Source organism: Dactylosporangium sp. NPDC006015, from assembly GCF_040614215.1.
In the GTDB taxonomy this organism is placed as follows: domain Bacteria; phylum Actinomycetota; class Actinomycetes; order Mycobacteriales; family Micromonosporaceae; genus Dactylosporangium; species Dactylosporangium maewongense.
This window is the reverse complement of sequence record NZ_JBEXUD010000012.1, coordinates 113630-138883: the sequence shown is the minus strand read 5'-3', so window position 1 is coordinate 138883 and position 25254 is coordinate 113630. Positions and strand designations below refer to the sequence as shown.

The window sequence follows — 25254 nt, the reverse complement described above, 5'->3', positions numbered from 1 at the left end:
CTACTGCAGGCCGCCGCGCACCGACGTGATGCGGGAGGTGTTGAAACCGAGCCAGTGCATGCGCCCCACGTAGCGGGCGTGCTCGACCTTCAGGCACCTGTCCATGATCACCGTCAGCCCGCCGTCCGTCGCGATCTGGGCGCCCTCGGCGTTGATGACCCCGAACTGGGTCCACAGCGCCTTCGCCTGGATCGCGACGGCGTCGCGGGCGATGCCCGGCAGCGCGGACGGCGCCCGGAACACGTTGACGATGTCGACCGGCACAGGCACGTCAGTGAGGCTCGGGTAGCTGGTCTCGCCGAGGATCTCCGGCTCCCGCGGGTTGACCGGGATCACCCTGTACCCGTGGCGCTTGAGGTAGTAGCCGACGAAGTGGCTGGCGCGCAGTTCGTTACCGGACAGGCCGACGATCGCGATCGTCTTCGCGCCGTGCAGCACCTGTTGGATCGTCAGCGGATCCTGGAAGAGGGACATCACGCACCTGCCTTGACGTTCGCGAAGCCCTGCTCCAGGTCCCAGATCAGGTCGTCGACCGACTCGGTGCCGACCGACAGCCGCACCGTGCCCGGCGCGACCCCGGCCGCGCGCAGCTCGTCGTCGCTGAGCTGGCGGTGTGTGGTGCTCGCCGGGTGGATGATGAGGCTCTTCGCGTCGCCGACGTTGGCCAGGTGCGACCACAGCTGCACGCCGCGGATCAGGTCCTGCCCGCCCTCGCGGCCGCCGGCGCACTCGAAGGAGAACACCGCGCCGGCGCCCAGCGGCAGGTACTTGTCCACCAGCGGACGGTACCGGCTGCCGGGCAGCCCGGGGTAGGTGACGTTCGCGGCCAGGTCGTGCGCCGCCAGGAACTCCGCCACGCGCCGGGCGTTGGCGACGTGCCGGTCCATCCGCAGCGACAGCGTCTCCAGGCCCTGCAGGAACAGGAACGCGTTGAACGGCGACAGCGCCGCGCCCAGGTCGCGCAGCGTCTCCGCGCGCAGCTTCATGAGGTACCCGTAGGTGCCGAACGTCTCGTGGAACTGCAGCCCGTGATACGCCGGCGACGGGTCCGCGACGACCGGGAAGCGCCCGTTGGACCAGTTGAACGTGCCGGCCTCGACCACGACGCCGCCGATGCTGGTGCCGTGCCCGCCGATGAACTTCGTCGCCGAGTGGATGACGATGTCGGCGCCCCACTCGATCGGGCGGCACAGGTACGGCGTGGCGAACGTGTTGTCGACGATCAGCGGCAGGTCGTGCTCGTGCGCGATGCGGGCGATGGTCTCGATGTCCAGGACGTTGCCCGACGGGTTGCCGATCGTCTCGCCGAAGAACGCCTTGGTGTTGTCGCGGACGGCCTTCGCCCACGCGTCGGTGTCGTCCGGGTCGACCCAGGTCACCTCGACGCTCATCTTGCGCAGCAGGTGCTTGAACTGGTTGACGGTGCCCCCGTACAGCGCGGACGACGACACCACGTGGTCACCGGGCTGCAGCAGGGTGAACAGCGCCGCCGCCTGCGCCGCGATCCCGCTGGCGAACGCGACCGCCCCGCTGCCGCCCTCGAGGTTCGCGACCCGCTCCTCGAAGACCGCGACGGTCGGGTTCATGATGCGGCTGTACGTGTTGCCGTACTCCTGCAGGTTGAAGTACGCGGCGGCGGACTCGGGGTCCTCGAAGACGTAGCTGGTCGTCTGGAAGATCGGCACGGCCCGCGCGCCCGTGTTGGGGTCGGGGCGCTGCCCGGCGTGCAGCTGCCGGGTCTCGAACCCGAACTCGCGGGCCTCCTCGGCCCGCAGGGGCTTGTCGGTCACGGTGCCTCTTCCAGGTTCAGAAATGCGCGGATCAGGGGCGTCTGCCGGGCTTCCTCCAGCAGGAAGCAGTCGTGCCCGTACGGCGCGTCGATGACGTGCAGCTCGACGGGCTTGCCCGTGCTTGCCAGGGCGTCGTGGATCTCCTGCGAGGCCTGCGGCGGGTACAGCCAGTCGGACGTGAACGCGATCAGCAGCGTCCGGGCCCGCACGTGTTCCAGCGCCCGCTCCAGGGACCCCTCGCCGTGCTGGCGGGCCAGGTCGAAGTAGGTCAGGGCGCGGGAGGTGTAGAGATACGTGTTGGCGTCGAACCGGCGCACGAACGTCTCCGCCTGGTGCCGCAGGTAGCTCTCCACCTGGAACTCGGCGTCGGTGATCGTGTAGCGGACGTCGTCGGAGGACTGCAGCCGCCGGCCGAACTTGTCGCCCATCGACGCCTGCGACAGATACGTGACGTGACCGACCATCCGCGCCACGCCCATGCCCGCGTCGGGCTTCCGGCCGGTGCCGTAGTACTGCCCGCCCTGCCAGTCCGGGTCGCGCATGATCGAGTCGCGGGCGATCGCGTTCCACGACAGGCCCTGCGGGTGCAGCGCGTGCGTGCTGGCGATCATCACGACCGCGTCGACCTGATCGGGGTAGAGCACCGCCCACTGCAGGGCCTGCATCCCGCCGAGGGACCCTCCGGCGACCGCGGCCAGCCGCTCGATGCCGAGCACGTCCAGAAGGGCGCGCTCGGTCCGTACCATGTCGGCGACGGTGACCACGGGGAAGTCGGCGCCGAACGGCCGGCCCGTCTCAGGGTCGATCGACGAGGGGCCGGTGGTGCCCGCGCAGCCGCCGAGCAGGTTCGTCGACACGACGAAGAACCGGTCGGTGTCGAACGCCTTGCCCGGGCCGATCATCCCGTCCCACCAACCGAGACCCTTGCCGGCCGAGCCGTCGCGATCCTCGGCGCCGAAGCCGTCGCGGGTGCTCTCCCTCGGCCCGCTGGACTCCCCCGCGGCGTGCGCGTCGCCGCTCAGCGCGTGGCAGACGAGGAGCACGTTGTCCCGTTGCGCGCTCAGCGTCCCGTACGTCTCGTATGCGACACGAACTCGGGACAGCTCCCGGCCGCAGTCAAGGTGGACCGGTCCGGGCAGGTCGGCATACTGGGTCTCGACGACGCCGACCGAGCCGGCCGCGCGGGTCGAGGCTGAACTCATGGTGGCGATCATAGCCGCCGCCGCGAAGCCGATGTACTGTCAACCATCCCGATGGGGAATATGGCTGTTTGAAGGGAGCGTCATCCGATGACCACGGTTGAGAACGGCGTCAACGTGCAGGCCCTGCTCGAGGCGCGCACCGCGCTGCAGAGCGCGCCCGAGGCCGCGCAGTTCACCTGGCGGGCGACTTCGAAGTGGGACCACGGCGTGCACAGCACCACGCGGGTCCAGCAGTTCTACGGCCTCGGCCAGGAGCAGAGCCACAAGAACGAGTCGGTGTTCGACGCCGACCACCCCGCGGTCTTCGCCGCCGAGGACAACGGCATCACCCCGATCGAATACCTGCTCGTCGGCCTCGCCGGCTGCCTCACCGCGGGCGTGGCGTCGGTCGCGCAGAACCGCGGCATCCAGCTGCGCTCCGTCGACGCCGTCGTCGAGGGCAAACACGACATCCGCGGCATCCTCGGCGCCGACGCCGACGTCCGTAACGGCTTCAACGACATCAAGGTGACGTTCACCATCGACGCCGACGCGTCGAAGGAGGACATCCAGGCGCTCGTCGCGCAGTCGCAGAAGCGGTCCGCGGTGTTCGACGCGCTGACCAACCCCACCGACGTCACGGTCGAAGTGGCCTGAGGTCCCCACGTTGAACGTCACCACCGTCGTCATCGGCGCAGGACACGCCGGCCTCGCCGCCAGTCACTTCCTCCGCGAGCGGTCCATCGACCACGTCGTGCTGGAGCGCGGCGAGGTCGCCAACTCGTGGCGCCGCGAGCGGTGGGACTCCCTGCGGCTGCTGACGCCCAACTGGCTGACCCGCCTGCCCGGGTCCGCCTACGACGGCGCCGACCCCGACGGGTACATGACGATGGGCGAAGTGGTCGACTTCATCGAGCGCTTCGCCACCGTCACCGCCGCTCCCGTCCGCACCGGCACCACGGTGACCGCGGTGCGGCGGGTCGACGACGGCTATCACGTGGTCACCGACCAGGGCCTGTTCCGCTGCCGGACCGTGGTCATCGCGAGCGGCGCCTGCAACCGGCCCGTGGTGCCCGCGTTCGCCTCGGCGGTCCCCGGTGACGTCGAGCAGTTCACGCCCTTCGACTACCGCGGGCCGTCCAAGCTCCCGGAGGGCGGGGTCCTGGTCGTCGGCGCCTCGGCGACCGGCGTGCAGCTCGCCGCCGAGCTGCAGCGCTCCGGCCGGCCCGTGACCCTCGCCGTCGGGGAGCACACGCGGCTGCCCCGCACGTACCGCGACCGCGACATCCTCTGGTGGATGGACGCCTCCGGGGTGTGGGACCAGCGCCACGACGAGATCGACGACCTCACCCGCGCCCGCCGGCTGCCGTCGCCGCAGCTCGCCGGCACGCCGGACCGCTCGACCCTGGACCTCAACGCCCTCACCGACCTCGGCGTCCAGCTCGTCGGCCGCTGGGCCGGGCTCCGCGACGGCCGCGCGCTGTTCTCCGGCGGCCTGCGCAACGTGTTCTCCCTCGCCGACCTCAAGCAGCAGCGCCTGCTGCGGGGGTTCGACGCCTTCGCCGGCCTCCCGCCGATCGAGCCGTTGCCCCCGACCCGGGTGCCGGCCACCTCCCGGCTGCACCTCGACCTCACCTCCGGCGAGATCCGCAGCGTCGTGTGGGCGACCGGCTTCCGTCCCGTGTACGACTGGCTCGACGTCCCCGTCCTCGACCCGAAGGGCAACCTGGACCACGACGGCGGCGTCCTGCCCAGCCCCGGCCTCTACGCCCTGGGCCTGCCGGTCCTGCGCCGCCGCAAGTCCACCTTCATCCACGGCATCGAGGACGACGCCCGATTCGTCGTCTCCCACCTCGCCGACCACCTGGCGGCGCGCCCCTGATTGAATGGGTCCAGCATCGCGTGCCGGTGACGGTCTGCGTCAGGCATGGAGGTGCGGGACCGAAGGGCAGCCATTCCATGGCACCCCAGCACGGCGACCGGGCGGTCGCGTTCAGCCTCCAGCTCAAGCAGGCACACCAGGAGCTGCGGCGGCAGCTCGCCACCCTCAGGACCGGCAACCCCGGCACGCTCACCACGCACTGCCTCGCGTTCTGCGCCGCGGTGACCGCGCACCACCAGGGCGAGGACGCCGGCATGTTCGCCGAGCTGCTGCGCCTGCGCCGCGACCTCGAGGGCACCGTCGCCAAGCTCGTCGAGGACCACGAGATGATCGCGGGGCTGCTGACCCGGATCGCCGGCCTCGCGGACGGGCCTTCGACCGACTCGATCGACGGGCTCGCCGCCATCCTCGAGTCGCACTTCCGGTTCGAGGAGCGCACGATCAGCGCCGCCCTCGACGCCACCCCGGACACCGGCTGGACCGCCTCGGTGTTCGAGTTCCGCGACCCTACCGGCGGGCCGCCGTCCTGACCGCCAGGGCCTCGCACACCCCTTCGGCGAACGCGCGCGGGTGCGTCAGGTTGCCGTTGTGGCCACCGGCGAAGCTTCGCGCCGGGGTTTCCAGGTGTACGGCGAGTGCCTGCGCCGCCAGATAGTCGAACCCGTCACGCGGGCTGGTCCGCCCCACCGCGGGGATGACGTGTGCGGCCTTCGGCACGTCGTGAAGCTCGAGGTCGTCGGCGAGCACGGCGGCCAGGTCGTTGGCGAGGAAGAACTCGAAGTTGGCGGCGCGCGCCTCGGTGAACGGGAACTGGGTGATACCCGGCTCCGTCTCCTGCGCGTGCGGGTCGATCCCGAGCACCGCGGCGACCCGCGCCGCCGCCGCCCGCCAGCCCTGCTCCCGGTGCGCCCGCCGGACGCTCTCCAGGTCCGCCCGCGCCGTGGCCTGCTCGGCGGCGGTCAGGAACCGCGGCGCGATCGGCTCATGCGCGACGAGTGTGCCGACGGTGCCGGGATGCGCGGTGATCAGGTGCAGGCCGATGGCCGCGCCAAGGCTGAGCCCGAGCATCAGCGCCGGCGCGTCGGTGACCTGCCGCAGCACGGCGGCCGCGTCGTCGGCGTGCTGCCGCACCGACACCGGGGCGGCCGGGTCGTCGGGCCGGCTGCGGGACAGCCCCCGCCGGTCGTACGTCACGACCGTGAACCGCCCGGCGAGGTGACCGACCAGGTCGACGGTCCTGTCGGCGTCGCCCTCCCCGCTCTGCGCGACGAGCAGCACCGGCCCGCGGCCGGTGACGTCGTAGTGGATCCGGGCTCCGTCGACCTTCACTGAGGTGTCCATGCGCCCAACGTAATGCATCATTTCTGATGCATCAAGAATGATGTACTCTGCCTCACATGGGTCCCGTGGAACTGATGCTGCTCGGCCGCACGCTCATGAAGCTCGGCGAGCAGGCCCTGCCGTCCACCGGCGGCGGCGGCGAACGCACCGTCGTCATCGTCATGTCCGACGTGTACGAGCACCCCGGCACCACGGTCGGCGAGGTCGCCGCCCGGACCGGCCTCCCCCAGAGCGCGGTCTCGGGCGCCGTGGCCCGCCTGCGCGAGGCGGGCTCCGTGCTCGCCGAGCCGGACCCCGCCGACCGCCGCCGCCAGCTCCTCGCCCGCAACCCCACCCCCACCGCCCGCCAGCGCGAGGTCGCCGCCATCGACATCGCCCCGACGGTCGCCGCCGCCCTCAGCACCGACGAGCCGGCGGCCCTCGCCGAGGTCCTGGCCGCCCTGGACACCGTCGCCCGCCACCTCCGCCCGCACCGCTGACCGCTGGTCACGCCCATCCCACCCGGCCGAGGATCTCCGTGGCGATCTCGGCGGGGCCGCGGTCGTTCGCGACCGCGAGGTCCTCGACGGCGGTCCCGGCCGGTGGCCGGTCCAGCGCCCGCAGGTGTTGTTCAAGCTTCGGTCCGGTGTCTCGTCGGTACAGGCGGTCGCGGACGATGCCGACATCTGCGGTCAGCCTGACCACCCGGACGTCACAGCCCGCGAGGCTCGCCTCAAACCGTTCCCGCTGGGCCACGCTGTCGATGACGGCCGCGACGACGACGAAGCGCGCGCCGGCGGCCCTGAAGTTCGCCCACACCGAGGCCAGGTTGGCGCACTTGAGCTCGTCATAGCCTCCCGCACGCGGCCCGAACTGCGCCAACAGGTCCGTGTCGACGACCGCCGTGACGTGGCCGGCCCCGGTCAGCACCCGTCCGACCGCGTCCGCCACGGTCGACTTCCCCACCCCGGCGACGCCGGTGAGCAGCAAGGCCCGGCAGTCAGGCGGCTGATCGGCCGCCGCGTCCGGCCGCAGCGGGAACCAGTAGCTGACCGTGGGACCTTGCGCGGCAAGCCCACCGCCCAGCGACTCGTACAGCGCCCGGGCCGGGACATTCGCCTCGCCCGTCGTCAAGAACATCCTGCTGGCACCGGCCCGCACGCCGTCCGCCATGAACGCCCGCAGCAACGCCCTGCCGACTCCCCGCCGGCGGTGCTGCCGCGCCACCTCCAGCCGATGCAGGTACAGCATCGAGGACGCATCCGGCCGGACCAGGTGATAGCCCCAGCACCAACCGAGGACCTCCGCACCGTCAGAAGCCACGAAGGCCAACGCGCCCGGACTGCCCAGAAACGCCCGGCCGCCACCCGGCACCACCCCGAACTCGGCCATCGCCCGATCGAAGAGCCGAACGTCGGCCGCCCCCACTCGACTGATCACCCGCTGATTCTGCCGCTCGACCCTGAGTGCCCGCCCTGTTTCGCCAAGCCGCTGCGATGCGCACCGGACAGCCGGCGTCAATGCACATTCATCAGTTCAGGCATTGAACAAGTGGCCCGGCAGTCCGCATCATCGGGGGTATGGGCGTCGCACCTGGATCCGGCGAGGCCGGTTCGCGGTCGCAAGGGGTGCAGATCGGCGACCACAACGTCCAGCACAACTACTTCCACGCTGCCGGGCCGGCGCGGTCGACGTACCGGCACCAGGTGGAGCGGATCGCGCCGCAGACTCTTGAGGGCCGCGACGGCGAGCTGGCGGACCTGGCCGCGTTCGCCACGGGCACCGCGGCGCAGTACGTCATGTGGCAGGCACCGGCCTGGGCCGGCAAGACCGCGCTGCTGTCCTGGTTCGCGCTGCGGCCGCCGGCCGGGGTCCGCGTGGTGCCGTTCTTCATCTCGGCGAGCCTGGCCGAGCAGGACGGCAGGATCGCGTTCACCGAGTTCGTCATCGAGCAGTTCGCCGAACTGCTCGACGAGCCGACGCCTGCGATCACCGAACCGAAGCGGGACACCCTGTTCCTGGATCTCCTCGACCGGGCCGGCGAGCGCTGCGCCCGGCAGGAACGCCGGCTCGTCCTGCTGGTCGACGGGCTCGACGAGGATCTGGCGCTGGCGACCGACCTGCACACCCCGAGCATCGCCGCGCTGCTGCCCAGACGCCCGCACGCCAACGTCCGGGTCATCGTCGCGTCAAGGCCCAATCCACCGCTGCCGGACGACGTCCCACGGGACCATCCGCTCCGTGATCCGTCCGTCGTACGCACGCTGACCAGCTCGCCGGCGGCGGCGGTCATCCGGCATGACCTGATCCGCGACCTGAAGGTCCTGCTCGGCGGCGCCGGTCCGGGACGGGACGTGCTCGGCCTGCTCGCCGCCGCGCGTGGCGCCCTGACGGGACGGGATCTCGCCGAGCTGACCGGACGGCCGGACTGGGAGCTCGCCGAGCTGCTGGGCAGCCGGGCCGGCCGGCTGTTCCTGGCCCAGCCGAGCCGGTGGCGGGTGGGGCAGGACACCGAGGTGTACGTCTTCAGCCATGACGCGTTGCGGACCACCGCCATCGAGCGGATCGGTCCGGGCCACCTGACCGAGTCGCAGGACAGGATCCATGCCTGGGCCGACCGGTACCGCGACGAAGGATGGCCGCAGGAGACGCCGGTCTACCTGTTGTCGGGCTACGGCGCCCTGCTGCTCACGACGGGCGATGCGACCCGCCTGGTGGAGCGCGGGGTCGACCGGGTGCTGCACGACAGGGTGCTCGTCGCCACGGGCGGCGACCACCTGACCATGACCGAGATCGACGCGACCGCACGGCTGCTCACCGCCGGCGTCGAGGTCGACCTCGACGCGGTCGGACGGCTCGCGGCACACCAGGCGTTCCTGCGGCGCCGCGGCACGCGAATTCCGGTCGACCTGGCCGCCGCCTGGGCGAGCCTCGGCGAGTTCGACCGCGCGGAGGTCCTCGCGCGGTCGATCACCGACCAGGAGGAGCGCGAACGGGCACTCTGCGAGGTCGTGAGCGCGCTGGCGAAGGATGCGGGATCGCTGGAAAAGGCCCGGCTGGTCGCCGGGTCGATCCGGGGCGCGCACGCCAAGGGCAGAGCACTGATGGAGATCACCCGTGCACTGGTCGAGTCCGGTCAGTACCGCGCCGCCGAGGACACCGCGAGGTCCGTCGGCGCACCGGCCCTGCGGACCGCCGCGCTGGGCATCCTCGTCCGTGACCTCGCGGACCGCGGCGCATGGCCGCAGGCCGATGCTCTCGTGGACGCCCTCGACGAGCCGACCCAACGCGAATGGATCCTCGTCGACCTGGTCGGCAAGGCGGGTGCCGCCGATCTGGAACGCGCCGGCCGGTTCCTCAGGTCGATCGGCCCGTCCGAGTACATGAACACCCGGAGGGCCGCGAAGAAGGAGATGGCCCGGGCGCTGGTGGCGGCCGACCGGGTGCAGGACGCCGGTCGCCTCGCCGACGAGTTCGGGGAGAACCCGTTCCGGTTCTCCGCCATGCTGGCCGACGTCGCTGAGATCGTGGCCGACGCCGGGCGGGTCGACGACGCGCTGCACATGACCGAGACGATCCCCGACCCGGTGGCCCGCGGCCGAGCGCTCGGCGGCATCGCCCGGTCGCTGGCCGTCCAGGGGGAATGCCGCCGCGCCGAGCACGTCACGCGGCGCATTCCCGACCTGCAGCCGGTCGAGTCCAACGCCCTGTCCCAGGTCGCCATCGCGATGGCCCAGCACGGCGATCCCGTCCGCGCGGAGCGGATGGCGCGCAGGATCACCGAGGCCGATGTCCGGGCCGGGACCTTCGGCGTCCTTGCCCTGGTGTCCGCGCTGTCCGGCAACACCGGCCACGCCGAAACCCTCACCGGCGAGGCGGAAACCGCGGCGAACCTGCTCAAGGGCGCGCACCGGGAGTTCGCCCTGCTCGGTGTCGCGGTGGCGTGCGTGCACGCGCACGCCGGCGACCGCGCGGACGCCATCGTCGGGTCGCTGCGCCCGCTGTCCATCCACCCCAACCAGCAGACCGACGCGCTGCGGGCGCTGGCGGGCGCCTACGCAACCGCCGGACAGGTCGGTCAGGCCGAGGCGGCGGTACGCGAGCACTCGGAGCCGGCCATGCATGCGGCGCTGCTCGCACAGCTCGCCGAGCACCACGCCACGCAGGGCGACCGACAGGTTGCGGAGCAGCTGGCCGTCCGGGCGGAGCAGCTCGCGCGTTCCGCCGCGGTGCCGTACTGGCACGTACCGGCACTCATCAACCTGGCGCGGTCGCTGGCCGGCACCAGCGAACGGGCATTCTCCGCCGCGCTGCTCGACGCGATCCCGGACCACCAGATCCGGGACGCCGACCTGGACGACCTCGCCGGTCTGCAGGCATCGATCGCGCACGCGCTGGTCGCCCTGGGCCGCCTCGACGAGGCGGCCGACATCGCCAAGGGGATCCGCCGCCCGCAGGAGCGGGCCGATGCGCTGACGGCGCTGGCAACGGCGTATGCGACCGCCGGCGCCTTCACCGAGGCGATCGCGGCGGCCCGGTCCTGCCCCGACGAAGGCCCGCGCGAGGAGGCCCTGGTCCGCGTCTTCGACATCGCCGCCTCGGTTCGCCGGACAGACGTCGCGGTCGAGGCGGCCACCGCGATCAGCGACACGGTCCGGCGGTCGGAGCTGCTCTTCGCCGTCGTCGACAGCCTCGTCTCCACCGGCGACCTGCCCGCCGCGACGCGTCTGGCCGCGACCATCGCCCACCCGCAGACCCGGATCGAAGCGACATCGGCAATCGTCCGGACCCACGTCCTGGCCGGCGACCAGCACCTCGCGGAAGCCCTGCTGGCCACGATCGAGAGCCACCCCGAACGCGCCCGCGTGACGATCGCCGTCGCGGCGGCGATGGTGGCACTGGACCAATTGGACCTGGCGGAGGAGACCGCCGGCTCGTTCGCCGACCCGAGCCTGCAAGCGGCCGCCTTCAGGCAGCTCGCCCGCGCCGCCGACGAGCGTGGAGCTGCCGGGCACGCCCGCCGCTGGGCCGAACGCGCCGCTGCCGTCGAACGGTTCGCCATGCCCAGGTCGGCCGGCGACACCCGTCCACGCCGGCCGCGTCAACCGCGCCGGCCGATCGCCGCCCGCCCGCCGGTGACGACCGCACCGGCGCCGGAAAAGGCCCTGGATGCCGACTCCCGGACGGCCAGACGCCAGGCCGCCGAGGCGCTGCTGGCGTTCGACGGCAGCGGCCCGGTCACCGCGGCCGCGGCCCTGGATCCCCGAGCGGTCCGTCGCATGGCGGAGGAACTGCTTCGCGTCGCCGCGCCCGAACTCCTCCCTCTGGTCGCCGGCATCGCATGAGCGGACGCTGAACGCTGGTTCATCGGCGGTACGACAGGCCCCGAGTTGATCGTCGGGGCACCAGGACGCGTCGGCTTCTGTTCTCGCGGGACTGAGATCCGGCGTTCTCCGCGCTGACCCGGGTGCCGCTCGCATCGCCGCGCGACGGCGTGCCGGTGAGCGGCCACGACCAGCGGGCGAGCCGCCCGCAGGTTCTGCTCGACGCGCTCGGCTACGACGGCGACCGGCGTGCGTTCGGGACGGCGGTGCCGCGCCGGGCCCAGCGGCACGCCGACGTGATCCGCCAGATGGCCGACGCCGGGACGCGGCGTCGATCGCGCTGCTTCCCAACGCGGAGCTGCGCCAACGGCCCGCGATCGACGTCGAGGCCCTCCTGGACGACTACTGGGCGCATCGACAAGGTCGCCGCGGCCCGCCTACCTGGATGGCTCCAGGTCCGGGTCGGGGGCCAGGAACTCGATCCGAGACATGCCGCGCGGCCCCGGCCCGAAGCCGGCCGTCGCGCAGCAGCAGCGCGGGCCAGCAGCCCAGCAGCGCGGGCCAGCAGCGCAGCAGCGCGGGCCAGCAGCGCAGCAGCGCGGGCCAGCAGCGCAGCAGCGCGGGCCAGCAGCGCAGCAGCGCGGGCCAGCAGCGCGCCCAGTCCCCACGCCGGCCCGGGGTCGGCGCGACCCCGTCACGGTCACATCAGGTCGGACGCGGATGGATTGCGGCGGCACGGACACCCGCACGCCCACGACGCGGCGGGCGGAGTCAGCGTGGACCTTCTTCGGGGGCGCGGGTCAGGCGGGTGCGGAGGCCGTCGGCCTCGGGCATGCCGAGCTCGGTGAACAGAGCAACCGCCTCCTCGTGGTGCGCGCGGGCGCTGGACAGGTCGTGCATGGCCTCGTGGGCGTCGCCGAGGCCGAGGTGGGCGCGGGCCTCCTGGTCGCGGGCGGCGGCGATCGTCGCGGCGGCGAGGGCGGCCGCGTGGTGGGTGAGGGCGGTGGACGGGTCGCCGAAGGCCATGGCGGCCTCGCCGAGGCCGTTGCGCGCCCAGGACTCGCCGAGGCGGTCGCGGCCGTCGAGGAACAGCTCCAAGGCCTGGCGGTGGTGCGCGGCGGCCTGCTCCGCCCGGCCGAGCCGGTGCTCGACGATGCCCAGGTCGGTCAGCGCGGCGGCCACTCCCAGCAGGATGCCGAGCTGCTCGTACAGCACGAGCGCCCGCTGCTGGTGCGCCTCGGCGGGGCTGTAGCGGCCCAGGCGCTCCTCGACGAGGCCGAGGTTGTTGAGGGCGCGGGCCTCGCCGGTGCGGTCGCCGGCCTGCTCGAACAGGTGCAGCGAGCGCTCGAACCTGGCGGCGGCGGCCTCGAGCCGGTGCCGCTGGCCCTCGGCCAGGCCCTGCCCGAGGGTGGCGCGGGCCTGGCCGGCGAGGTCGCCGAGGTCGGCGAACAGGGCCTCCGCCCGGTCGAACTGCGCCGTGGCGGTCGCGGGCCGGCCCTGCCGCAGCAGCGCCAGGCCGAGGGCGTCGCGGGCCGCCGCCTCCCTCGCCCCGTCGCCGAGCGCCGCGTCGGCGGCGAGACCGTGGACCGTGACCGCGTCGGCGGGCGGGCCGTCGACGAGATAGCGCGCCAGGATCGCCGCCAGGTCGACGGTGTGCGCCGGGTGCCCGCTCGTGGCGGCCTCGGCGACGATCGCGAGCAACGCCGCCCGCTCGGCCTCCAGCCAGGCGTGGGCCGCGTCCCGGTCACCCACCAGACGAACCGGCGACACCGCATCCCGGTCACCCACCAGACGAACCGGCGACACCGCGTCCGGGTCGCCCGACGGCAAGACCGGCGAAACCGCGCCCCGGTCGCCCTGCGGCAGGACCGGCGACGCGGCCGCCGGCATCTGCGCACGCGGGAACAGCGTGGCGACGGCGCTCGCCGCGGTCGCGCGGTAGAAGTCGAACATCCGCCGTCGGGCCTCGCCCGGCTGCTCGGCATGGGCGCCCGCATACGCCCGCAGCAGGTCATGCATGCCGTAGCGGCCCGGACCCGTCCGGTGCGCGAGGTGTGCCCGGACGAGCAGCGCCAAGGCATCGCGCGTCTCCGCCAGGCCCGCGCCGGTCAGGCTCGCGGCGGCGTGCGCGTCGAAGTCCGGCCCAGGATGCAGCCCCAGCAGTCCGAACGCCCGCGCGACCGGCTGCGGCAGGTGCCGCACCGACCACGACAGGACCGCAGGCACCGACGCCCGCGGGTCCTCACCGGCGGCGAGCACGGCGAGCCGGCGCCGCTGGTCCTGCAGCTCGTCGACCAGGTCCTCCAGCGTCACCTCGGGGCGCGCCGCGATCAGCTCGGCCGCGACCCGCAGCGCCAGCGGCAACCGCGCGCACTGCTCGGCGAGGGTGGCGACGGCGTCGGGCGCGGACCGGGCCCGCGCCCCGATCAGCCGCCGCAGCAGGACCTCCGCGTCGCCGGCGGTCAGCAGGTCGACCTCGACCCGCCGGGCGCCGTCGACGGCGACGAGCCCCGGCAGCGTGTCGCGGCTCGTCACCAGCACCGTGCACGACGCGGTGCCGGGCAGCAGCGGCCGGACCTGCTCGGCCGACGACGCGTTGTCCAGCAGGAGCAGCAGCGGGCGGTCGGCCACCTCGGTGCGGAACCGGGCGGCCCGGTCGTCCTCGTCGACCGGCACGTCCTCGGCGGCGACCCCCAGCGCCGTCAGGAACCTGGTGAGGGCGTCGCCGGCGGCCATCGGCCGGGCCGGGTCATAGCCGCGGAGGTTGACATACAGCTGCCCGCCGGGGAACCGGTCACGGACGTGGTGCGCCCACCGCACCGCGAGGGCCGTCTTGCCGACGCCCGCCGGCCCGGTCACGACCGCGACGAACACCGCCGTCGGCTGGTCGGCGGCCGCGAACGCCAGCGCGTCGAGGGCGGCCAGCTGCGCCTCCCTGCCGGTGAACGCCGACACGTCCGGCGGCAGCTGCGCCGGCACCCGGCCGGAACCCACCCGCCCGCCGGCGGGCGGCTCGGCGGCGACGCCGGCCGCGCAGCGGCGGAAGTCCTCGGCGTCGGCGCCGGTCAGCCCGAACACCTGCGCCAGCAGCCGCACCGTCGGCGGCCGTGGCACCCCGATCCGGCCGCCCTCCAGCTTGACGATGCTGCGGACGCTCAGGCCGGCCTTCGTGGCCAGCTCCTCCTGCGTGAGCCCCAGACGCTGCCGGTGAGCACGCACGAGCGCTCCGAACGCCCCGTCGACCTCGACCATCGCCATCCCCAGACCGCGTGTTCTGCCGCTGCCGCCACCCTATGCCTCCGGTATGACAAGTTCCGACCAAGTTCCGGTCAACGTCCTGGAGGTCCGGCCACCTGTCGGCGACGATGAATCCAGCGAAGGACGGCACCGGTGACACGAGGGCACCGGTGCCGTCCTTCGCTTTGTGCGATGGTTCAGGTGACGGCGTACAGCTCCGCGAGCACCTCCGACAGGGCGGCCGCGTCGCAGCGCCCCATCGGGATGCGGCGCTCGACCTGCCAGTGGTCCGACCACGAGTCGTCGGCCCAGATCTCGGTGACGCGCTGCTCGCGGACGGCGGTGACGGCCGACGTCTCCACCCCCGGGTCCAGCTCGACCAGCACCGTCAGGCCGCCGGGCAGCCGGTGGGCGAGCTGCGTGTGCAGCCGTTGCTGCCGGTGGTAGCCGTTGCCCTGCCACCGGGCGCCGCCCAACAGGTGCGCGATCCGGTCCGTCGGCACCGGCCCGAAGCCGGTCAGGCCCGTCATGTCGCGTTGCGCCTCGGTGAGCGCCATCGCCGGGCGGTACAGCTGCGGAAACGGCTGCAAGATTTCGTAGTCGGTGAACACCTGCACCCAGCCGGCCAGGTCCCCGCCCAGGTCGGCCGGGTGCACGACGCCGAGCCAGGCGTCGCCGCCGACGGTCACGGTCGCGTCGTGGCGGTCGGTGAAGCTGCCGTCCTCCGCGATCCGCAGCGCCCGGACCAGGTGGTCGCGCGGCCCGTACTCGCCCCACAGCAGCCGCCGCGCGATCGGCCCCAGCACCGGATGCGGCAGGACGACCGCCGGGAGGTCGCGGGCCGGTCGGAACCGGCGCGCGAGCATGTCCCGTTCCAGGCGCGCGACCTGCGCCGCCGCGGCCGACCGCAGGTCCTTCTTCAACCCCAGGAAGTGTTGGTACGCCGCAGGGTTCGTGTCCTTGACGCCCGGCTTCGGCGGCCGGGCGAGGCGCCGCCCGTCGGCGTCGGCGACGAACGCCGTGAGCTGCCCGTCGACGCCCACCGTGAACGCTCGCGGCCCGTAGTCGAGGGTGACGCCGGTGTCCAGCCCGTGCGCCGGCGCCAGCCGGTCCGCCAGCTGCGTGACGGTCATCCCGCGCCGCTCGGCGGCCTGCGCCAGGTAGTCGCCGGTCCGGTCGTTCGTCGGCCCGGCCGACAACCGCTCCTCCACCGCCAGCAGATGCCGCAGCGACACGTCGGTGCCGGCCGTGGCCAGCACCGCGAGCCCCTCGACCGACCGCTCCCACCGGCCGCCCTGCGACCACGACCGCCGCAGCGGCGCGAGCATGTCCATTGTGGAGTCGTCGCCGACGTGGGCCTGCGCCGGCACGACCCACGCCTCCGCCGGCGGCATCCCGTCCGCCACCCACGCCGTCAGCAGCGCCCGGCCGAGCTCCGCCAGACTCCCCCGGTCACAGTCGTCGATCAGCGCACGTGTTTGCGGATCCGGCAGGTGTACGAGCGGCTGCCGCGCCTTCGACGACTCCACACCCGACGTGGGACGGTCGTGCCGCGGGGCCGGATCGCCGGGCGGTGGCTCGGGCGGATCCGCCAGCCGCGCCCGGGTCAGCCCGTCGACCAGCCGCGCGACCTCGTCCGGCGGCATCGTCCCGCCACCGGCCAGGCCGACCTCCGGCAGCCGCTCCGGCAGCGTCCACCCCGGCCGCTTCCCTCTCCGCGCCGCCCGCGGCGCCGGTTGCTCGAGTCCGGCGGCGACCAGGTCGGCGACGTCCGGCCCGTACTCCGCGGCGGCCTCGGCGATCGCCGGCCCGTGATCGGTCGAGGCCAGGAACCGCAGCCCCTCCTCGGCGTGCTGCCGCTCCCTGGCGGAGCGTCCCACCGCGGCCGGGATCAACGCCCGCGCCGCGGTCCCGGCGTGCCGGCCCAGCCACAGCCGCGCCCACAGCCGCGCGGACCCGAGGTGCCGCAGCCACCCGGCCACCAGCGTGGCCACCTCCGGCGCCCGGAACGGCAGCAGCAGCACCCCCAGCTCGTCCGCGTGCTCCTTCGCCTCGCCGCGCACGAACGGCAGCGCATCCAGCTCGAACCGCGCCACGAGCACCCGGCACAGATCGACCCGCTGCCGGTGCCGCAGCATCACCAGCTTGCCGAGCAGCGCCCGCGCCGGCACCTCCGGCCCCTTCGCGAACAACCACACCACCTGCGGCGGAGTCAGGTCGGAGACCCGGTCCGCGCCGGCCGCCACCGCACCCCAGTCGGGCCGCTCAAGGCCGTGCTCGAGCGCCGCGGCCCGCGACCACCACAGGTCCCGCTCCCCGTCCTCCCACGCCATGCCGGCGGGCTCCTTGCACACCAGCCCCTCGACCACGACCCGCCCTGCCGCCATCGCCCCGGCCTCCCCGCTCGTCCCCGCCGGCGGCGTGGTCCTGCCGCCCGGCCCGGTCCGGCGACCGTACCGGATCGCTACGTTCCCTCCAGGATCGAGCCGACCCGGGTGAGGTCAGCGGGCGGACGTCGTCGGAGGTGCCGGCCGGCGCTTGGGGAGGCGTTCCTCGAACGTCGCGCGGAGATCGTCGGGCAGGCCTTCGATCGCGAGCAGGCCGGGCAGCAGCTCTGTCTCGGTCATGTACGCGCGGAACGCCTGCGCGATCGTCACCCCGTGCGCCGGGCGGTCCAGGACGGTCACCGGGTCGCCGGCCCACACCTCGCCCGGCTCCACCACGCGCAGGTACGCACCGGGGCGGACCGACCGGGTGAACGTCTTCAACCAGCGCGGCTCGCCCATCTTGTGCTGGAACGTGGAGCAGGGAATCCGGCCGAACGTCGGCTGCAGCACCAACCGCGGACCGATCCGCCACAGCTCGCCGATGACGGCACCGTTGACGTCGACGCCCTCCGTGGTCAGGTTCTCGCCGAAGAGCCCGTTGGCGAGCCGGCGGGTCAGCCGGGCCTGCCACCAGTCGTAGTCTTCCCGGGCGTACGCGTACACCGCCTGGTCGTCGCCGCCGTGGTTCTGGATGTCGTAGATCTGGTCGCCGACCAGGCCGGTGTGCAGGCCGGTCGTCTTCGGTCCCGGCGCGCGCACGGTCACCAGGTGGTCGACCGGCTGCTTGTTGATACCTGTGAGACCACCCTTGGCCGGGTTCGGCTCCGGCACCGCGAGGTTGACCGAGAGAATCCTGCTCACGCCCAGCAAGCTACCGACCCCGGCCAATGCCCGCCGCCCAATTTCCGCCCGCCGCCACCGCCATGAGCCTGCTCGACCCCAGGTGACGGGCCCACGGGGAGGCCTCCCCGCCGCCGCAAGCGCTGGCCAACCCGCATCCACCAAGCGGTGCCGGCGGCAGTGGCTGCCCACAGGCCCGCCGGCATCGCGGTGGTTGAGGTGGTGCGGTGGCAGGGGTCAGGTCGTGGTCAGGGTCCGGTGCAGGCGTTTCGCTTCGACGACGAGACGGGTCGAGCCCTTGCGTGCGGCCAGGTCGGCGAGGCCCGGCACCTCACCCCGGCTGCCGGACGCCGCCGCCGTGGTCGAGGCGAGCGTCAGCAGGTCCGGCAGTCCGCGGGGCGTGACGTGCGCCTTGCCGTCCGCCCCTGCCCCGCCACCCCGGACAGCTGCACCCGACGCCGCAGTCACCCCAGCCGAGCCGGAAGCCCCAGCCGAGCCGGAAGCCGCAGCCGAGCCTGAGGCCGCGACCGAGCTGGAGGCCGCGACCGAGCCTGAAGCCGCGACCGAGCCGGGAGCTGCAGCCGAGCCGATAGCCGCGGCCAGGTCCCTTGCGGCGGCCCTGGCGGCGGCCCTGGTGAGGGGTGCGGCGGACGCCGGCGGGGTGATGGCGGGGCCCGGCGCGGGCCTGCTGGTCTCCGCCGGCAGCAGGCCGCCGAGCGCGCCCGACGCGATCCGCCACGTCAGCGCCGGGGCGATGCGGCCCGCCTCCTCCAGCTGGGTGACGACGCGGCTCAGGACGATCAGCTTGGTGCCGGCCATGCGGGCCAGCTGGGCGCCGAGCTCGCCGCCGTCGAAGTCGGCGGCGCCGCCGAGGGCCATGAGCGCGTCGAGCGCGGCGATGCGCTCGTCGGGCTGGGTGGCGGCGAGGCCGTAGGCGACGGCGGTGAGGGTCGCGGGGCCGACCGGGCCGGCGAGGTCGGCGAGCAGCGGCAGCAGCTGGACATTGCCGCGGCCGGAGTCGAGGTCGGCGGCGCCGGCGACGAGGGGCAGCAGACACGCGGCGACGATCTCCCGCTGCGACGGCAGCACCGCCGGCCACAGCGCGGCCAGGCCCAGGCCGTCGCTGCTGTCGGCGTTGACGACCGGGGGTGCCGCGAGCTCGGTCAGCCAGTAGTGGTCCAGACCGGACCGGTCCGGCGACGAGGTGGCGTAGAAACGCGACTCGGGCAGCCACTCGAGATAGCGGCCCCGCTCGGCGCGCTGGCGGTGCACCCGGACCACCCGGACGTCGGGCCGGCCGGCGCCGCCGGTCTCCAGCCACTCGACGAGGGTCCGGCCGGCGTCCGAGGTCAGGGTGCGGGCCTGCCGCAGCGTGTCGGGATCGGCGTCGGCGGGCAGCCGGTACAGCGCCTGGCGCAGGTCACGCTTCCACGGCTGCCAGCCCTCCCGCTCGGCCCTGGCCAGCCGCTCGACCAGCGCGGCGGGGTCGAGCAGCCCGTTGACCAGGGTGGGCGTCGCGACCAGGGCCGGGACCGGGTCGGTGGACAGCCGCATGACGATCTCGGCCAGCCGGATCGTCAGGACGCCCTGCAGCTTGGCGTAGGAGTTGCCGAGACGGAGGTCGGCGGGAGTGCCCTTCAGCGCGCGGGCCGCGTCGTCGAGGACGAACGGCAGCCCGGCGGCCTTGTTGAGCACCGCGGTGAACATCGCGACCGTGCGCCGGTGGCCCTCGGAGCCCCACCAGCCGTCGCCGATCCGGTTGTGGGCCCGCTGCATCACCGGGGCGATCGCGGCGCGCAGCCCGACGGGGTCGGCGGCGTGCATGCGGACGACCGCCGCGAGGACCCGCTCGAACGGCACCGTCTGCCAGTCGGTCTGGTCGAGCGCGGCGATCTCCTCCGCCAGCTCGTCGGGGGTGGCGATCGGCTCGGGCATGTCGGCGGCGCCGACCGGCGCGGTCAGCAGGTCCGGCTCGGGCGGGACGACCTGCACGCCGGTGGCCCCGGGCGCCGCGTGCTTCGCCAGGAACGCCGCCGAACGGTCGCGGGCCTGGACGTCGGGATGGTCCGCGGCGACGGCGACGACCTCGGCGATCTCGGCGACGCGGGCGGGGTGCCGCTTCGCGAGCTTCTCCAGCCAGATCAGCTGCGCCTTGACGAGGCCCTTCTCGCTGCGGGTGAGGACGGTGCGGGACGCGTCGAGCAGCGACTCCAGCTCCACGCCGCCGGCCGCCTCCGCGGTCTTCAGCACCTTCTGCGCCATCGTCGCCACCGAGCCCATGGCGTCGGTGAGCAGCTTCAGGTAGATCGTGGTGCGCTCGGCGACCTCGGCCTCGGTCGGGGCGAGCTTGTCGTGGAAGCTGACGAAGGCGTGCAGCACCGCCTTGGGGCGGACGGCGAGCAGGGCGTCCAGGCAGCGGTCGAGGATGTCGGCACGCGGGAACCGGCCCTCCTCGACGAGCGCGGCGGCGGCGAAGAGGATGCCGGGCCATGTGACCCACTTGCCGGTGTCCGGGTCGTGGCCGCCGACGGTGAAGACGATCTGGTCGCGTTCGAATGCGTGCGGCAGCAGCGCGTCGGTGAACGGGCTGCTCCTCAGCCTGTCCGCCACGACACTGTTGCGCTCCGAAATCTGCAGCGACAGCAGCCAGCCGTCGACGAACCGCTCGCCGGTCGGGACCGGCACGCCGGTGGCGACGACCAGGTCCGCGACGAGGCGCCACGAGCGCAGCGACCCACCGTCGCGCGGCAGCTTGCCGGCCAGCCTGGTCGCGAGGTCACCGAGCCACGGCACGCCGCGGTCGGCGGCGGCGCGCAGCACCGGCTGCGGCTGGATGGCCGACCAGGGCCAGCCGCGCCGGGCGATCACGGTGACGGCCTTCGCGGCCGTCGACGCGCATCCGACGGCGGCGACCGCATAGGCGGTGGCCTGCTGCGGGTTGAACCAGGTGCCGGCGTCCCCGCGCAGCGCGACGAGCTTGTGGCCCAGCTCGGCGCGCTGGGTCTCGTCGAGGTCGCGCAGCGCCTCCACGGTGGCCGCGAAGTTGCCCTTCTGCAGCATGGCCAGCAGGTCGGGCCACTCGATCGGGCCGGAGCGGCGCCGGGTGAACAGGTTCACCGGGTCACCGCCGGGGCGGCGGCGCGGGCCAGCTCGGTGGCCAGGGCGTGCTTGCAGGGGCCGCGTCCGCCACGGTACTTCGCCCACCACGGGCAGGTGCAGTGCAGCGCGTCGCCGGCCGCGCGGACCCGGTAGGTCTCCTCGCCGCTGCGCACGCTCGCCCCGGACCCGTCCAGCGTCACCGCGCCGGTCTCGACGAGCGCCCTGGCACCGGCCAGCCGCGGGTTGTGCCGCTCGGCGCGCTGCGCGTCATAGGGCAGCACGCGGTGGAAATAGGCGGCCTCGGACACGTCGAAGCCGACCTGGCCGGCGGTGCCGAGCTGGGTGAGCGCCGCCCTGACCCGCGCGGCCGGCATCGCGGCCTGCTCGGCGAGCGCGTCGACGTCGACCGTCGGGTCCCAGGCGAGCAGCGTCGCGATCAGCTCGGCGTCGTCGGTGACGTCGTCGCTGGCGAGCGCGGCGAGGACCGCGCCCTCGCCGGAGAAGCCGCGGCTCGGCTGCGGCGACAGCGTGAGCGACAGGCGCAGCTCACCGGTGTCCAGCTCCCACGTGCTCGACACGGGCCCGCTGCCGGCGGTGACCGCCGGACCATAGACCCGCAGGTGCTTGGCGAAGCGCAGGACCGGCTTCAGCGCGGCGAGGCGGGCCGGCCCGGGCAGGCAGACGGCGCCGGGCACCGGGCGGGACGTGAGCCGCAGCGAGCGGCCGGCGGGGACGGCCCACAGCACCGAGCGGTCGCCGCCCGACGGGAGCCGGCGCAGGAACGCGGTCGCCTCGGCCGCGGACAGCTCCGCCCGCGGGTCGAAGCCGGACGCGATGACCTGCACCTCGGCGAACCCGCGCAGCCAGCGCGACGGCAGCGGCACCTTCTTCTCCACCACCGCACCGTCCATCGTGGACACCGTGAGGTCGTCGGGGCCGACGCTGACGTGCAGCGGGTCGACGCCGGTCAGCCGCTGCAGCGCCTGCCGCAATGGCGTGTTGACGTCGACGTTGGTGGTGCCGTGGTCGACGATCTCACCGTCGAGGCCGGTGGGCAGCACGTCGAGGCGGGCATAGACGCCGCAGCAGCCGGAGAACGACTCGAACCGCAGCCGGTCCCGGCTGCCGGTGACGACCGGGTCCAGGCTGGCCGGGCTGAGGGGCTGGAAATAGCGGGTGCGGGCCACCTCGGCGACCGCGAGCAGCCCGGCCGCCGCCGCGGCGGGCGTGGTCAGGAACCCGGTGAAGAACCGCGGATTGGCGGTGACGGCACGCTGCGCCACACCACCGGCGGTCTGCAGCTGCAGCCCTCCGTCGTGGAGTGCCGACGGGGCCAGATAGCTCAGCGACTGCACAGCGTTGCTCATGCCCGACAACGTAGCTCCCGGGTACGACATTTTTCTGAAGGCGGGTCGTGGCCTAGGCTCGCGGGCGGCAGGTCGTAGTGCAGAGGTCGTCACACCACCTTGCGAAGTTGGAAGACGCCGGTTCGAATCCGGTCGGCCTGCCGCCTCAGACCCCGCGTGGAGGTATGCACCGCAGTGCGCAACGACCTGCCGCAGTGGCGCCGGATCAGGGCCGAGTCGCTGCCGCACGACGTCGTGGACGCGGCGGCCAGGGCCCGGGAGGCCGGTGACTGGCGGCGCGCCGCCGAGCTCGCCCGCTGCGACGTCGACATAGCTTCGGGGTACGAGAGCGACGACCTGCGGCACCTGAGCCTCGACCTGCTGTGGTGGCACCTGCCGAGGCACCGCGGCGGGATGAGCACGCTGCAGCCGATGGTGAGCGCGGTCCTGCCGCCGCGGACCGGTGCGGACAGTGCGCCGCTGCTGAAGGTACGGCTGCCGAAATCGCCGACCGGGCCCCAGCGGCTGCTGCTGACCGTGACGACCCTGGCCGAGCTGGAGCACGAGCGCTGGTATGTCGCGCCCCGCTACACCTGGGACGTGCGCGAGGCCGCCGCCGTGCGGAAGGCGTGGGGCGGGTCCGCGACCAGGATGCCGTTCCTCACCCCGGAGGGGAAGGCCCTGTCGAGAGAGACGATCGCCGCCGGTACCGACGAAGCCGCCACCACCGAGCGCATCCATCAGCGGATCGTCGCGGGGGACCTCGAAGGGGCGTGGCGCGAGTGCGGCATCGACGTGCGTGGGGTCGACCCCGACGCCCTGCAACGGCCCTCGGCCCCGCCGACGCTGCCGGTCGGGGTCGCGGACGAGGCCAGGGCCGCCGCGGCCGCGTTCGGCGTGCAGCAGGTCGCCACCCTGTACGGCGCGTCGCTGACGCTGACCGTCGACGGGATGACCGCCGAGGCGCTTGATCTCAGCGAATACCTGGAGGTGCCGACGCGGATCCTGACCGGCCCGGTGCCGCCGGACCTGGCGCTCCTCGCGGCCGGCCTGCAACGCCCCGCCGACCTGCACCCGCTCGTCCGCGAGGCGCTGTTCCCGGCGTCGGTGGCGGCCCACGGTGTTGCGAGACCCGACGCGGCCCAGACCGCGGTGCGAGTGCGCTGCCAGGGCGAATGGCACCGGGTCGGCGTCGACGGCGGTGCGCTGCGCCTGCCGGACCACGACGAGGAGGAGCAGCTGCGCGAGCGGGTGCTGCGATCCCTCGGCGGCGCCAGCAGCGGCTGCTACGCCGTGCAGCAGACCTGGACGACCGGCGTCGGCCGGCTGCCGCACGGGCTCGCCGCGCAGCGCCGGCAGGTGAAGCACCGCATGCAGCACGGCGACACCGGCTGGCTGCTCGACGGCCTCGGCCGCGGCGTGATCGACCCGCAGATGCGCGACGCCAACGGCTGGTCGCTGCTGCACCTGGTGATGTGGGTCGACTGGGAGCGGGTGCTGCCGCTCCTGCTCGCCGCGGGGGTCCCCGTCGACGCCCGGGACCGCGTCGGCCGGACGCCGCTCTACCTCGCGGTGATGAACGGCGGCCCGCCGGAGCTGATGCGCCGCCTGCTCGCCGAGGGCGCCGACCCGCGCGCCGAGACGGTCCACGGCTCCTGGCCCGCGCACGTCGCCCGGTCGCGCCAGTACTGGCAGGACCTGTCGTTCCTGTTCGAGCCTGTTACATGACGGGCGGCTTGGACTTCAGCCCGCTGCCGCACAGCGGCGCCACGACCGTGCCTGCCGGCTCGACCTCGCCGGCCTCGATGGCCGCCCAGCAGACGGCGGACGTCGGCTCGACGTAGAGGCCGGAGCGGGCCAGGGCGGCGTGCGCGGCCCGCACCTGCTCGTCGGTCACGGTGACGACGGCACCGCCGGTCGCACGGACGGCGGCGAGGATCTGCGCGCCGCGGGCGGGCCGGGCGATGGCGATCCCCTCGGCCACGGTCCCCTGCGTGCCGACGTTCGCCGGTACCGGCGACCCACCGGCGAACGCGGCGGCCAGCGGCGCGCATCCGGCGGCCTGGACCGCGACGATGCGCGGGAACCGTCCGATGTGCCCCGCCTCGAGCAGCTCCGCGCAGGCGAGGTGGGCGCCGAGGACGAGGGTGCCGTTGCCGACCGGCAGCACGAGCGTGTCGGGCAGGCGGCCGCCGAGCTGCTCCCACACCTCGTAGACGTAGGTCTTGGTGCCGTGCACGAAGAACGGGTGATACACGTGGCTGGCGTAGAACACGCCCGGCTCGCCGGCGGCGAGCGCCGCGGCCCGGGCGGTGTCCTCGCGGCTGCCGGGGATCTGGTGCACGGCCGCGCCGTAGGCCCGCAGCTGCCCGACCTTCCCGGCGGAGGTGTCGGCGGGCACGTAGACGTCGCAGGCGATCCCGGCACGGGCGGCGTACGCGGCGACGGCGGTCCCCGCGTTGCCGCTGCTGTCGGCCATGAGCCGCGCGACGCCGAGCCGGGCGGCGAGCGCCACGAGCATGACCGCGCCCCGGTCCTTGAACGACCCGGTCGGCATGAGGTGGTCGACCTTGAGCGTGACCCCGGGCCGCCCGGGCGCACCGACCAGCGGCGTCATCCCCTCCCCCATGGTGATGTCGCCCGGCTCGGCGATTGGCAGGGCTTCCCGATACCGCCACAGGCTGGTGCCCCGCCCGGCGAGGTCGGTCAGGGAGGGCGGGGCCGCGGCGAACCCGTCTAGGTCGAGCACGCCGTGGCACTTCGCGCACCGCCAGGCCAGGCTGCGCAGCGGTTCGGTGTGGCCGCACGCGCCGCAGCGCAGCGACAGGGATTCCAGTGTCACGCGCTCGATAGTAAACGTCCAGACTCTGGACGAACAGTCCAAGCGAGGTATGGTGTATTCGGGAGG

The 25254-nt window shown here is 73.9% G+C and carries 17 protein-coding genes and 1 tRNA gene; 7 read left to right on the top strand and 11 right to left on the bottom strand.

Translation table 11 applies throughout. From position 1 onward, the window contains the following. The 3 genes from ABZ321_RS23075 to ABZ321_RS23065 are packed head-to-tail and all read right to left on the bottom strand — an operon-like array spanning position 1 to position 2992. Complete coding sequence (locus ABZ321_RS23075; protein WP_354894390.1) at positions 1-474, bottom strand: CoA-binding protein; 474 nt, start codon at positions 472-474, stop codon at positions 1-3. Further along, positions 474-1790 (bottom strand): O-acetylhomoserine aminocarboxypropyltransferase/cysteine synthase family protein, encoded by a 1317-nt coding sequence (locus tag ABZ321_RS23070; RefSeq protein ID WP_344499900.1) that lies wholly within the window; start codon positions 1788-1790, stop codon positions 474-476. Before ABZ321_RS23070 ends, ABZ321_RS23075 begins: the two co-directional genes overlap by 1 nt. Further along, entirely contained in the window at positions 1787-2992 is a 1206-nt protein-coding gene (locus tag ABZ321_RS23065) for a homoserine O-acetyltransferase (protein WP_354894387.1), read from the bottom strand. The genes ABZ321_RS23070 and ABZ321_RS23065 overlap by 4 nt, the downstream gene beginning before the upstream one ends. A gap of 87 nt (positions 2993-3079) precedes the next feature. Between ABZ321_RS23065 and ABZ321_RS23060 the strand changes: the two genes are divergently transcribed. From ABZ321_RS23060 to ABZ321_RS23050, 3 genes are all read left to right on the top strand, one after another. Then, positions 3080-3628 carry an OsmC family protein gene (locus tag ABZ321_RS23060; protein ID WP_344499896.1) on the top strand — a complete coding sequence of 183 codons (549 nt, stop codon included), beginning with the start codon at positions 3080-3082 and terminating at the stop codon, positions 3626-3628. Between the two features lie 10 nt (positions 3629-3638). Then, the gene (locus ABZ321_RS23055) at positions 3639-4853 is read left to right on the top strand and encodes an NAD(P)-binding domain-containing protein (RefSeq protein ID WP_354894384.1); all 1215 of its coding nucleotides are present in this window, start codon (positions 3639-3641) and stop codon (positions 4851-4853) included. A 77-nt stretch (positions 4854-4930) separates the two neighbouring features. Continuing rightward, complete coding sequence (locus ABZ321_RS23050) at positions 4931-5383, top strand: hemerythrin domain-containing protein (protein WP_354894381.1); 453 nt, start codon at positions 4931-4933, stop codon at positions 5381-5383. Here ABZ321_RS23050 and ABZ321_RS23045 read toward each other — a convergent pair. Continuing rightward, positions 5361-6194, bottom strand: coding sequence for an alpha/beta hydrolase (locus ABZ321_RS23045; RefSeq protein WP_354894378.1), 834 nt, complete (start codon positions 6192-6194; stop codon positions 5361-5363). The genes ABZ321_RS23050 and ABZ321_RS23045 overlap by 23 nt on opposite strands. A 56-nt stretch (positions 6195-6250) precedes the next feature. Here ABZ321_RS23045 and ABZ321_RS23040 point away from each other — a divergent pair, with 56 nt between their 5' ends. Continuing rightward, complete coding sequence (locus tag ABZ321_RS23040) at positions 6251-6673, top strand: helix-turn-helix domain-containing protein (protein ID WP_354894375.1); 423 nt, start codon at positions 6251-6253, stop codon at positions 6671-6673. Positions 6674-6680: 7 nt separating this feature from the next. On the opposite strand, the gene ABZ321_RS23035 is transcribed toward ABZ321_RS23040, so the two are convergent. Beyond that, entirely contained in the window at positions 6681-7613 is a 933-nt protein-coding gene (locus ABZ321_RS23035) for a GNAT family N-acetyltransferase (RefSeq protein ID WP_354894372.1), read from the bottom strand. A gap of 140 nt (positions 7614-7753) precedes the next feature. Between ABZ321_RS23035 and ABZ321_RS23030 the strand changes: the two genes are divergently transcribed. Next, positions 7754-11518: a hypothetical protein gene (locus ABZ321_RS23030; protein ID WP_354894369.1), complete on the top strand. Its 3765-nt coding sequence runs from the start codon at positions 7754-7756 to the stop codon at positions 11516-11518. A gap of 750 nt (positions 11519-12268) precedes the next feature. Here the strand turns inward: ABZ321_RS23030 and ABZ321_RS23025 are convergent. The 5 genes from ABZ321_RS23025 to ABZ321_RS23005 form a co-directional block, all read right to left on the bottom strand. After that, positions 12269-14755: a tetratricopeptide repeat protein gene (locus ABZ321_RS23025; protein WP_354894366.1), complete on the bottom strand. Its 2487-nt coding sequence runs from the start codon at positions 14753-14755 to the stop codon at positions 12269-12271. Positions 14756-14931: 176 nt separating this feature from the next. Beyond that, positions 14932-17121, bottom strand: coding sequence for a DUF4132 domain-containing protein (locus ABZ321_RS23020; RefSeq protein ID WP_354894363.1), 2190 nt, complete (start codon positions 17119-17121; stop codon positions 14932-14934). Positions 17122-17235: 114 nt separating this feature from the next. Further along, positions 17236-17922, bottom strand: a complete 687-nt coding sequence (locus ABZ321_RS23015) for an MOSC domain-containing protein (protein ID WP_354894361.1) — start codon at positions 17920-17922, stop codon at positions 17236-17238. A 216-nt stretch (positions 17923-18138) separates the two neighbouring features. Further along, positions 18139-21018 carry a DUF6493 family protein gene (locus ABZ321_RS23010; protein WP_354894358.1) on the bottom strand — a complete coding sequence of 960 codons (2880 nt, stop codon included), beginning with the start codon at positions 21016-21018 and terminating at the stop codon, positions 18139-18141. After that, positions 21015-22367 (bottom strand): SWIM zinc finger family protein, encoded by a 1353-nt coding sequence (locus ABZ321_RS23005; RefSeq protein WP_354894355.1) that lies wholly within the window; start codon positions 22365-22367, stop codon positions 21015-21017. The genes ABZ321_RS23010 and ABZ321_RS23005 overlap by 4 nt, the downstream gene beginning before the upstream one ends. Positions 22368-22434: 67 nt before the next feature. Here ABZ321_RS23005 and ABZ321_RS23000 point away from each other — a divergent pair. Together ABZ321_RS23000 and ABZ321_RS22995 are read left to right on the top strand one after the other, a co-directional pair. Beyond that, positions 22435-22509: transfer RNA gene (locus ABZ321_RS23000), tRNA-Arg, on the top strand. Positions 22510-22541: 32 nt separating this feature from the next. Then, positions 22542-24074, top strand: coding sequence for a hypothetical protein (locus ABZ321_RS22995; protein ID WP_354894352.1), 1533 nt, complete (start codon positions 22542-22544; stop codon positions 24072-24074). Here ABZ321_RS22995 and ABZ321_RS22990 read toward each other — a convergent pair. Further along, positions 24067-25188, bottom strand: a complete 1122-nt coding sequence (locus ABZ321_RS22990; protein WP_354894349.1) for a pyridoxal-phosphate dependent enzyme — start codon at positions 25186-25188, stop codon at positions 24067-24069. The two genes, ABZ321_RS22995 and ABZ321_RS22990, sit on opposite strands and share 8 nt — an antisense overlap. Positions 25189-25254 lie beyond the last annotated feature (66 nt).

Excerpts from the sequence above, each read along its gene's own strand:
- ABZ321_RS23045 (WP_354894378.1), bottom strand. The coding sequence starts at position 6,194 with ATGGACACCTCAGTGAAGGTCGACGGAGCCCGGATCCACTACGACGTC.
- ABZ321_RS23005 (WP_354894355.1), bottom strand. The coding sequence starts at position 22,367 with ATGAGCAACGCTGTGCAGTCGCTGAGCTATCTGGCCCCGTCGGCACTC.
- ABZ321_RS23020 (WP_354894363.1), bottom strand. The coding sequence starts at position 17,121 with ATGGCGGCAGGGCGGGTCGTGGTCGAGGGGCTGGTGTGCAAGGAGCCC.
- ABZ321_RS23075 (WP_354894390.1), bottom strand. The coding sequence starts at position 474 with ATGTCCCTCTTCCAGGATCCGCTGACGATCCAACAGGTGCTGCACGGC.
- ABZ321_RS23040 (WP_354894375.1), top strand. The coding sequence starts at position 6,251 with ATGGGTCCCGTGGAACTGATGCTGCTCGGCCGCACGCTCATGAAGCTC.
- ABZ321_RS23060 (WP_344499896.1), top strand. The coding sequence starts at position 3,080 with ATGACCACGGTTGAGAACGGCGTCAACGTGCAGGCCCTGCTCGAGGCG.
- ABZ321_RS23065 (WP_354894387.1), bottom strand. The coding sequence starts at position 2,992 with ATGAGTTCAGCCTCGACCCGCGCGGCCGGCTCGGTCGGCGTCGTCGAG.
- ABZ321_RS23025 (WP_354894366.1), bottom strand. The coding sequence starts at position 14,755 with ATGGCGATGGTCGAGGTCGACGGGGCGTTCGGAGCGCTCGTGCGTGCT.
- ABZ321_RS23050 (WP_354894381.1), top strand. The coding sequence starts at position 4,931 with ATGGCACCCCAGCACGGCGACCGGGCGGTCGCGTTCAGCCTCCAGCTC.
- ABZ321_RS23030 (WP_354894369.1), top strand. The coding sequence starts at position 7,754 with ATGGGCGTCGCACCTGGATCCGGCGAGGCCGGTTCGCGGTCGCAAGGG.